Source organism: Streptomyces sp. SID11385 (genome assembly GCF_010548245.1).
Taxonomy (GTDB): domain Bacteria; phylum Actinomycetota; class Actinomycetes; order Streptomycetales; family Streptomycetaceae; genus Streptomyces.
The window spans coordinates 1-960 of the sequence record NZ_JAAGLR010001105.1 but is presented as its reverse complement, the minus strand read 5'-3'; the positions used below and the strand labels follow the sequence as shown (position 1 = coordinate 960).

The following is a 960-nucleotide window of genomic DNA, read 5'->3' as shown; positions in this document are numbered from 1 at the left end:
GGCGTGCACGGCGGGCACAGCCGCGTCTTGACGCGCCCGGCCAGCGGTTCCTTCGCGATGACGGCGAGCGTCAGGTCCGGGGGAACCGGGCGGGCGGCGGGTACGGCGGCGTTCACCGGGCCTCCGTCCCGGCGGCGGCGAGCACGCGGCGCATGTCGTGCACGGCCTGCCATGTACCGCGCCACGTCCCCGTGACCTTCGACGTGCCGGTACGCGGCAGGTACGGGACGTCGCGCTCCTCGACCCGCCAGCCGGCCTCGGCCGCGCGCACGACCATCTGGAGCGGGTAACCGCTGCGCCGGTCGCTCAGGGCGAGTGCGCGCAGGTCCGCGCGGCGGGCGAGGCGCAGCGGGCCGAGGTCGTGCAGGTCGTACCCCGTGCGGCGGCGCAGGCTGTGGGCGAGCACGGCGTTGCCGAGCCTGGCGTGCAGCGGCCAGCTTCCGCGCGCGGGCCTGCGGCGGCCCAGGACGAGATCGGCGGCGCCCGAGGAGACCCGGTCGGCGAAGGCGGGCAGGAGGCCGGGGTCGAGCGAGGCGTCGCAGTCGCAGAAGGCGACGAGGTCCGCGGTCGCCGCTTCGAGCCCGGCGTGGCAGGCGGCGCCGAAGCCGCGCCGCGACTCGGTGACGACGTGCGCGCCGTGCGCCGCGGCGATCTCGGCGGAGCCGTCGTCGGAGCCGTTGTCGACGACGACGGCGCGCCAGCCCTCGGGGACGCGGCCGAGCACCCAGGGCAGCGCGGCGGCCTCGTTGAGGCAGGGGAGGACGAGGTCGACGGGCGCGGGCGGGGTGGCCCGGGGAGGGGCGAGCGGCGTGGGGGTGGGGTGGTTCATGGGCACACCGTACGAAGACAAATGCCATGAATCGGGCAGCGTGGCCCTGCGAAACGCGGAGCGGGCGAAGGCGGGCGGGCGGCGGCCGGGCGGCGCCGGGGCCGTCCCGCCGCCGCCCGCGCCGCCTCAGC

At 78.0% G+C, this 960-nt stretch carries 1 protein-coding gene; it reads right to left on the bottom strand.

The genetic code is table 11. The features are described 5' to 3' along the window. Nucleotides 1-112 precede the first annotated feature (112 nt). Nucleotides 113-829, bottom strand: coding sequence for a glycosyltransferase family 2 protein (locus G3I42_RS33745; protein ID WP_164291471.1), 717 nt, complete (start codon nucleotides 827-829; stop codon nucleotides 113-115). Between the last annotated feature and the right edge of the window lie 131 nt (nucleotides 830-960).

What these genes read in the sequence shown, in the direction of transcription:
- G3I42_RS33745 (WP_164291471.1), bottom strand. Translation starts at nt 829, where the DNA reads ATGAACCACCCCACCCCCACGCCGCTCGCCCCTCCCCGGGCCACCCCG.